Source organism: Stenotrophomonas terrae (assembly GCF_039674165.1).
GTDB classification, from domain to species: domain Bacteria; phylum Pseudomonadota; class Gammaproteobacteria; order Xanthomonadales; family Xanthomonadaceae; genus Stenotrophomonas; species Stenotrophomonas terrae_A.
The window spans coordinates 37695-45460 of the sequence record NZ_JBDJMY010000035.1 but is presented as its reverse complement, the minus strand read 5'-3'; the positions used below and the strand labels follow the sequence as shown (position 1 = coordinate 45460).

The following is a 7766-nucleotide window of genomic DNA, read 5'->3' as shown; positions in this document are numbered from 1 at the left end:
GGTAACGCCTCTGCCGAGCATGGCTCGGCACTACAGGTGACGCTTTTGCCGAGCATGGCTCGGCACTACACCCCCTCCCTTTGCCGCAGGCACGGGGAGGGTTGGGGAGGGGTCGTTCTTGCCCCTTGCCGAGCATGGCTCGGCACTACACCCCCTCCCTTTGCCGCAGGCAAGGGGAGGGTTGGGGAGGGGTCGCTCTTGCCTCTTGCCGAGCATGGCTCGGCACTACCGAGGGGCATTACCGGTAACGCCTCTGCCGAGCATGGCTCGGCACTACACCCCCTCCCTTTGCCGCAGGCAAGGGGAGGGTTGGGGAGGGGTCGTTCTTGCCCCTTGCCGAGCATGGCTCGGCACTACCTCACAGCGTTTTGTTCAACGTATACGTGCCATGCACCGCTGCTTCGGCCAGCACGTGGCCGTGCATCGCGCGGTAGACATCGGCGGCGGTGAACGCCCCGTCCACCGGCAGGCGCTCCACATCCAACGCGAACAAGCGGAAGAAATAGCGGTGCAGGCGTTCGTCGTTGAACGGCGGGTACGGACCGTCATAGCCGTAGTAGGTGCCAGCCATCTGCGCGTTGCCGGCAAACCAGCCGGTGTAATCGTTGATGCCCTGGCGTGCGCCAGCCGGGCCGGCTGGCTGCGTCTTGCCGTGCGCGGTGAAGCCGTCGCTGCAGCTGCCGGCTGCGATTTCGCGCAGCTCGGCCGGCACATCGACCATCACCCAATGCACGAAGTCGCCGCGCGGCTGGTCCAGCGGAATGCTGACGTCGTCGCGGCCGACCAGCTCGGCCACGGTCGGCACGTCCGGGTCCACGCACACCAGCGCGAACGAACGCGTGCCGGCCGGCACATCGCGCCAGCCCAGCTGCGGGTTGCGGTTGCCGGCAAAACCGTTCGCATCGCCGGCAGCAAACTCGGCCGGCAGCGGCTGCCCGTTCTGAAAACTCTGACTGTCCAGTTTCATGCTTGCTCCTTGATCAGGCTTCGGGATAGCCCAGGCGCACCGCGACCGGGGTCAGCAGCGCGAATTCCGCCGCAAGCACCTGCGCGTACTTGCGCCAATGGCCCGCCTCGATCGTACCTTGGCCAAGGCTGCGCACCGGCGGGAAGCGCAGGCCGAAGGCCTGCTCCAGCAATGCACCCATCGCTGCCGGGTCGTTCACCGCATCGTCGGTGCGCAGGATCAGGTGGGTATACAGATCCTTCTCGTGCAGCAGCGCTACCTGCGCCAGCGCACGCGCCAGCCACTGCGCGGCCTCGTTGGACGAAGTGACCGCCAGCGGTGCCGGCGCACCCAGCGCCAGCCACTCCACCAGCATGTCGCGCGGATCACGCAGGGCAATGACCAGGCGGCCTTCCGGCAGCTGCGGGCGCAGCGCCCACAACAAGGCGTTGTCCCACCACAGCAGCCAGTCGATGACGTTGCCGTCTTCGATGCCGCGTGCCGGCAACGCGTCGCGCCACTGCTGCACCAGCTGTTCCGGGGTCAACGCATCGGTGGCCAGGCGCTGCAGGGTCAGGAAGTTCTGGAAGGCATCGTTCGGCGGGGTCGGCCCGAAACGGTCACCGCGCAGCACGCGGCTGCCGGCGGCCATCACCGTTGCCACCCGCTCCACGCCCGAACCCGGCGCGCCCCACAGGAACATCGGCCGCAGCGGATTGTCGCCGGCCACCTCGCCCATCGGCGGCCACTCGGCCGGCGCGCGCGCCTGCTGCGGCAGCGGCAGGCGGTTGGGCGCCATTTCCTCATGCATCTGCAGCCAGGTCGCAACGGCACCGGCGTGATCGCCGGCGCGGTCCTGGGTTGCACCCAGCCAGCTGCGCACACCCAAGCGCGCCTGCTCCGGTGCGTTGTCGACCAGCCGCTGCACATGCGCGATGGCGGCAGCCGGCTCGCGCTGCAGCAGGGCTTCGACAATGCGCTGCTCGCCGCTGACCCGGCCCGGCTCCAGCGCGATGATGTGATGGGCAACGGCTTCGGCTTCTTCGGCCTGGTCGTTCATGTCATGCAGGCTCATGCGCGCTTCCAGCGCCGGCAGATGCTCGGGCATGGCGGCCAGCCAGCGCTCGACCACGTCGACGGCTTCCTCGCTGGCCACCGGCGCCACGGCCAGGCGGGCCAGCCACAGATCGTGATGCTGGGTATGCAGCTGCACGGCGGCTTCCAGCTCACTGCGTGCTTCCTCGTCGCGGCCCAGGCGCTGCCAGGCCATCAGCAGCATCTGCAGGGTGGCGCGGTCGCCCGGCACCTGCTGCAGCAGCGGGCGCAGGTGTTCCAGCGCCTGCAGCGGCTGGTCCGAGGCCAGTTCCAGTTCACCTGCGAGGCGGCGCATACCCGGGTTGTCACCCTGCGGCGTGGCCAATACTTCGCGCATCATTTCTGCCGCACGGTCCAGGTGCCCCTGGCGCAGTGCCAGTTGCACCACCAACCCGCGCAGCGCGTGGTTGCCCGGGTTCAGTTCGATCACCCGGCGGAACGCCTGTTCGGCGAAGGCCAGCATGTCCTTGCCCAGATAGGCGAAGCCCAACGCGTACAACACGCGGACGTCGCCCGGCAGCTTGGCACTGGCCGCTGACAGAATCGCCAGCGCGCGGTCGGCGTCGCCACGGCGCAGTGCCACCATGCCTTCAATCGCGCCCAGCTCCGGGCTGTCCGGCTCGACGCGGGCGGCCATGCGGCCCAGGCGATCAGCCTCGTCGATGTCATCGCGGCCCAGCGCCAGATGCGCCTGCATCAGGTAGGCGGAAAATTCGTTGGGATTGAGCGTGGTGCTGCGGTCCAGCGCCTGCCCGGCGGCGTCGATGCGACGCTGCGCCAGCAGCAGGCCGGCGTGCTGCAGGTGCAGGGCCGCGTCATCCGGGGCCAGCCCCAGCGCGATATCCAGACTGGCCTGGGCCGGTTCCAGCTGCCCCTGCTGCTGCAGCGCCAACGCCAGCCAGCGGTGGGCCTGGGCCTGTTGCGGTTCCGCGCCAACCCACGCCTGGGACAGGCTCACGGCCTCGTCGGTGGCGTTGCGGCGCAGGGCTTCAATGATCTTGTCTTGCATGGCGGTCCAGCGTTAGCGCAAACCCGCATTGTAGCGGCCCCGGCCGGGACCGCTGGGTTCAGCCGACGGCGGCGGCCAGATGCTGGGCCACCCAACGCTCGGAGAAGCCGTCGCCACGCAGGTTCTCGATGAAGCCGCAGTGCCCGCCCCAGCGCGCGATCTCCAGGTGGGCATTGGCCGGTAGGTGCCAGTGGTCGAAGGTGGTGAACGGGATCACCGGGTCATCGGCCGCCATCAGGATGTCGGCCGGCACCTGCAGTGCGGCCAGCTTGTTGCCGGCGATGGAGTAACCGTCGAAGTACTCCTGCAGCGAACCGAACTCGGTGTGGTGGTCGACCAGCCAGCCGGTCAGCGCGCGGATATCCAGCTTCAATACGCTGTCATCCCAATCGGCCAGCTCCGGGAACAGCGCGCGCTTGCGGCGCAGGGAGCCGGTCCATTTACGCCGGAAGTACCAGTCGTACATCGCCGGGCCACGCTCGATGCTGTCCATGGTGATGCCCGGATCCAATACCGGGCACACCGACGCCACGTGCAGCAGCGGCACCCCGGCGGCAGGCGCGTGCAGGGCCAGCCGCAGGACGAAATTACCGCCCAGCGAATAACCCGCAGCCACCATCGGCAGGCCGGCGAAACGCTGCGCCACATCGGCGGCGGCGTTGACCACTTCATCGATCCGGCAGGAATGGAAGATGCCCGGATTGAGGTGATGGGTATTGCCGTGATCACGGAAATTCAGCCGCACCACCTCGAAGCCCTGCTCCAGCAGGCGCGCGGCGGTCATCCGCATATAGCTGGATTCGGCACTGCCTTCCCAGCCATGCAGCAGCAACGCCAGCGCCTTGGGTGGCGCGCCCGGCAGCCGGCTGTGCCAGGCCTGCAGGCGTACGCCGTCGCCGCCATCGAGCATCAATTCCTGGGTGAGTGCACCGCTGCCGGCCAACAGCTGCTTGCCGCGCCGCAGCCGCACCCGGCTCGATGCCAGCATCGACTGCAGGTGCGGATTGCGCAGCCAGCGCGGGGGCTGGTAATTGCAGGCGCTCAGCATGACCGACCCGGTTGGCGTTGACTGCCCACCACAGTGTTGGCCGTGATATGCACCTTACGGCCCTTCCATCACCGCCACGATGCGCGCGCGCGAGGTCTCGGCGATACGCCGGCGGCCTTCCAGATCCTGCACGGCCAGCGGCTCCAGGAAATGCACCTCGCCACGCCGTACCGGCTCGCCGAGCAGACGCAGGAAATTGCCGAAGAAGCTTTCGCCCGGCGCGAACGCCACCGTGGTCTGCGCGTCACCGCGCACGCCATAGCGCAGCGCGATCGGCTGCACCGGCACACCGGCCTCCACCGCGGCCTGGAAGATGCGCGCATGGAACGGGCCGACTTCATGGCCGCCACGGGTGCGCCCTTCCGGGAACACCGCTACCGGCCGCTGCTCCTGCAGGCGCTTGACCATCTCTTCCATCACCCCGCCCAGCGACTCGGTATTGCCGCGCTGGTGGAAGATGGTGTGGCCGCGGCTGGCCACCCAGCCAACCACCGGCCAACCGGCGATCTCGCGCTTGGCCACAAAGCCGACCATTTTCTGGCTGTGGATCACGCAGATATCCACCCAGCCCACATGGTTGGCCACGAACAGCACCGCACCGGGCAGGGGCTGGCCGTAGCGCTGCAGGCGGAAGCCGAATATCCACATCAAACCACCCGACCACCAGCGCACCACCCGCTCTTCCAGCGGGTTGTTGGCGGGGCCCATACGCCCCAACGGCTGCGTCATCAGCAGCAGGATCAGCGGCAGAAACAGGACAAGATGAACCAGCAGCAGCGGGGCGCGGTACAAGTAACGGAACACGCGGGCCACACCGCCCTGCCGGGCGGGACGGGGGGAAGTCATCCGCGCACGATACCGGATGCGGTCCAGCTTCCGCCAGCATCGCCGCCGCCACGGCCAGTATTCCCCCCGCGCATCGAAAAGGTGCGCCGTGCCACACTACGGGCAGGAAGTACCGGCAGGCCAGTCCATCAGGGGTATGCCGGCAGCTTTCCCGGCATGAAGTGTGTACAACAACACTATCGTTCAGGGGAGCGGCATGATGGACCGGCAGCTGCTGTCATCGACAGAGGACATGCTGCAGTTGTTTTCTGCGGCCTTGGAGCAGATCGGCAACGGCGTCATCCTGTTCGATGACACCAACACCATTTTGTACGTCAACCATGCCATGGAGCACATCTCCGGGTGGTCACGTGCCGAGCTGCAGGGCAGGAACCTGGGCACGCTGGCGCCGGCCAGCATGCGCGAGCGCTACAACACCCGCCTGTATCCGGGCGCCAGCAACCGCGTGCAGGAGCTGGCCGCCGATCCGCATGACATCCAGCTGATCCGCAAGGACGACGTTGCCTGCTGGATCAGCGTCACCTTGTCGCATATCACCGACAATGGCCGCAGCATCCACCTGGCGCTGGTCAACGATGTCACCGCCAGGCGGCTGGCGCAGGCACGCGAACGCTTGTTGTCGCTGGGCTTCGATGAGACCCAGAGCGCGGTGCTGATCACCGATGCCGAAGGCCGCATCGTGCATTTGAACAAGGGCTTCCGGCGCCTGTTCGGCTTTCTCGACAGCGAGGCGATGGGCCAGTACGTGCCGGCGCTGCTGGCCCCGGACAGCTATTCGACCGAGCAGATCTCCGCCTACATCGCGCGCCTGGTCGCCGGCCAGCCGATCCGCGCCGACGAGCGGCTCTACCGCAAGAACGGGCAACCGCTGTGGTGCTCGGTCAGCACCAACCCCATCTTCGACGACTACGGCACCCTGGTGAACCTGGTCATCGTGCTGATGGACATCACCCGCACCAAGGTGCACGAAGTCCTGCAGCACAAGATGCTCGATGCGATGGTGCGCGAAGTGCCCACCGCCGAGGTGATGCAGATGATGTGCCTGGAGGTGGAGAAGATCGCCCCGCAGGTGCTGTGCTCGGTGCTGCGGGTCGAGGACGGGCGCCTGCGCCACTTGGCCGGGCCCAGCCTGCCCGAGGCCTACATCCGGCTGGTGGACGGCGTGCCGGTGGGGCCCAAGACCGGCACCTGCGGCACCGCCGCCTACAGCGGCCAGACCGTGCTCAGCCGCGACATCGCCACCGACCCCAACTGGGAAGGCCTCAGCCACCTGGCCCTGCAGCATGGCCTGGCCGCCTGCTGGTCGACGCCGATCAAGGCCAACGACGGCCGTGTGCTCGGCACCTTCGCCTTCTACTGCCGCCAGCCGTACGACCCTGACGAGTTCCACTACCGCCTGGTCGAGGTGATCGTGCACCTGTGCGCGCTGGCGCTGGAGCGCGAGGAAGCGCGCAACCGGATCCGCCGGCTGGCGTTCTACGACGATCTCACCGGCCTGCCCAACCGCAGCCTGCTGCATGCCCAGGCCGACCAGGCGATCACCGCCGCCAGCCATCAAGGGCAGACATTGGCGGTGATGTTCATCGATCTGGATCGCTTCAAGCAGATCAACGATTCCTTCGGCCACCCCGGCGGCGATGAACTGCTGCGCACGGTGGCGCGGCGCCTGCAGGAAGAAACCGGGCCGATGGATATCGTCGGCCGGCTTTCCGGCGACGAGTTCGTGGTGATCCTCAACCGCTGCGATATGCCCGCCGCCAGCGAACGCAGCGAACGCATCCTGCGCACGCTGGGGCTGCCCTTGCCGCTGGGCGACATGGAGATCCGTCCGTCGGCCAGCATCGGCATCAGCATTTTCCCGCACGATGGTGGCGAGATGGATTCGCTGCTGCACCATGCCGACGTCGCCATGTACCAGGCCAAGCACAACGGCCGCAACCGGGTGCGCTTCTACAGCAGCGAGATGGACGAATGCGCGCAGGAACGCATGGCGCTGGAAGCGGCGCTGCGCGAGGCCCTGGAACAGGGCCAGCTGCAGCTGCATTACCAGCCGCAGATCGATATCCAAAGCGGCCGCCTGCACAGCGTGGAGGCGCTGGCGCGCTGGCAGCATCCGCGCCTGGGCAGTGTGCCGCCGATACGCTTCATTCCCCTTGCCGAAGAAGCCGGCCTGATCGGTGACCTCGGCCAGTGGGCGCTGCGCGAGGCCTGCCGGCAGCTGGCAGGTTGGCGTCGCGACGGCCTGCAGGTGCCATCGGTGTCGGTGAACCTGTCGCCGACCAATTTCCACAGCGCCGTGCTACCGGACTGCATCAGCCAGATCCTGGAACAGGAAGCGCTATGCGCCAGCGACCTGATCCTGGAGATCACCGAGGACGTACTGCTCGACGGCGACCCGATCACCCTGCAGACCCTGCACCAGGTGCATGCGCTCGGCGTGCGGCTGTCGATGGATGATTTCGGTACCGGCTATTCCAGCCTCAGCTATCTGCGCCAGCTGCCGATCAGCGAACTCAAGCTGGACCGCAGCTTCGTGCGCGGCATCGAGGGCGACAAGGTCGCCAGCGCACTGACCCAGGCCATCGCCCATATCGGCCAGAGCCTGCAGTTGAAAGTGGTAGCCGAAGGCGTCGAGAGCCTGGAGCAGTTACGTCTGCTGGGCGCGCAGGGTTACCAGATAGCGCAGGGGTTTCATTTCACCCCGGCCTTGCCAGCGCCGGCATTGGCGCAATGGGTGCGCGAGCATCTGCCGCTGGCGGTGCCGGTTTAGCTTGCTGGAGCAAGCGCAGGAGCAAGTGCCAACCCCTCCCCGGCCCTCCCCT

General features: G+C 67.4%; 5 protein-coding genes. 1 reads left to right on the top strand and 4 read right to left on the bottom strand.

Annotated features, from left to right (window positions below; genetic code table 11):
• Positions 1-358 precede the first annotated feature (358 nt).
• From ABE493_RS14230 to ABE493_RS14215, 4 genes are read right to left on the bottom strand one after another with little or no spacing between them, the layout of a single operon-like run.
• Complete coding sequence (locus ABE493_RS14230) at positions 359-967, bottom strand: YbhB/YbcL family Raf kinase inhibitor-like protein (protein ID WP_346499567.1); 609 nt, start codon at positions 965-967, stop codon at positions 359-361.
• A 13-nt stretch (positions 968-980) separates the two neighbouring features.
• The gene (locus tag ABE493_RS14225) at positions 981-3050 is read right to left on the bottom strand and encodes a tetratricopeptide repeat protein (protein WP_346499566.1); all 2070 of its coding nucleotides are present in this window, start codon (positions 3048-3050) and stop codon (positions 981-983) included.
• Positions 3051-3108: 58 nt separating this feature from the next.
• Positions 3109-4095 (bottom strand): YheT family hydrolase, encoded by a 987-nt coding sequence (locus ABE493_RS14220; protein WP_346499569.1) that lies wholly within the window; start codon positions 4093-4095, stop codon positions 3109-3111.
• 57 nt (positions 4096-4152) lie between these two features.
• Positions 4153-4944: a lysophospholipid acyltransferase family protein gene (locus tag ABE493_RS14215; RefSeq protein ID WP_346499565.1), complete on the bottom strand. Its 792-nt coding sequence runs from the start codon at positions 4942-4944 to the stop codon at positions 4153-4155.
• A gap of 199 nt (positions 4945-5143) precedes the next feature.
• On the opposite strand from ABE493_RS14215, the gene ABE493_RS14210 reads away from it, so the two are divergent.
• Positions 5144-7714, top strand: coding sequence for an EAL domain-containing protein (locus ABE493_RS14210; RefSeq protein WP_346499564.1), 2571 nt, complete (start codon positions 5144-5146; stop codon positions 7712-7714).
• The last annotated feature ends 52 nt before the right edge of the window (positions 7715-7766 follow it).

Coding starts and splice junctions, on each gene's coding strand:
- ABE493_RS14210 (WP_346499564.1), top strand. CDS start 5,144: ATGGACCGGCAGCTGCTGTCATCGACAGAGGACATGCTGCAGTTGTTT.
- ABE493_RS14215 (WP_346499565.1), bottom strand. CDS start 4,944: ATGACTTCCCCCCGTCCCGCCCGGCAGGGCGGTGTGGCCCGCGTGTTC.
- ABE493_RS14225 (WP_346499566.1), bottom strand. CDS start 3,050: ATGCAAGACAAGATCATTGAAGCCCTGCGCCGCAACGCCACCGACGAG.
- ABE493_RS14230 (WP_346499567.1), bottom strand. CDS start 967: ATGAAACTGGACAGTCAGAGTTTTCAGAACGGGCAGCCGCTGCCGGCC.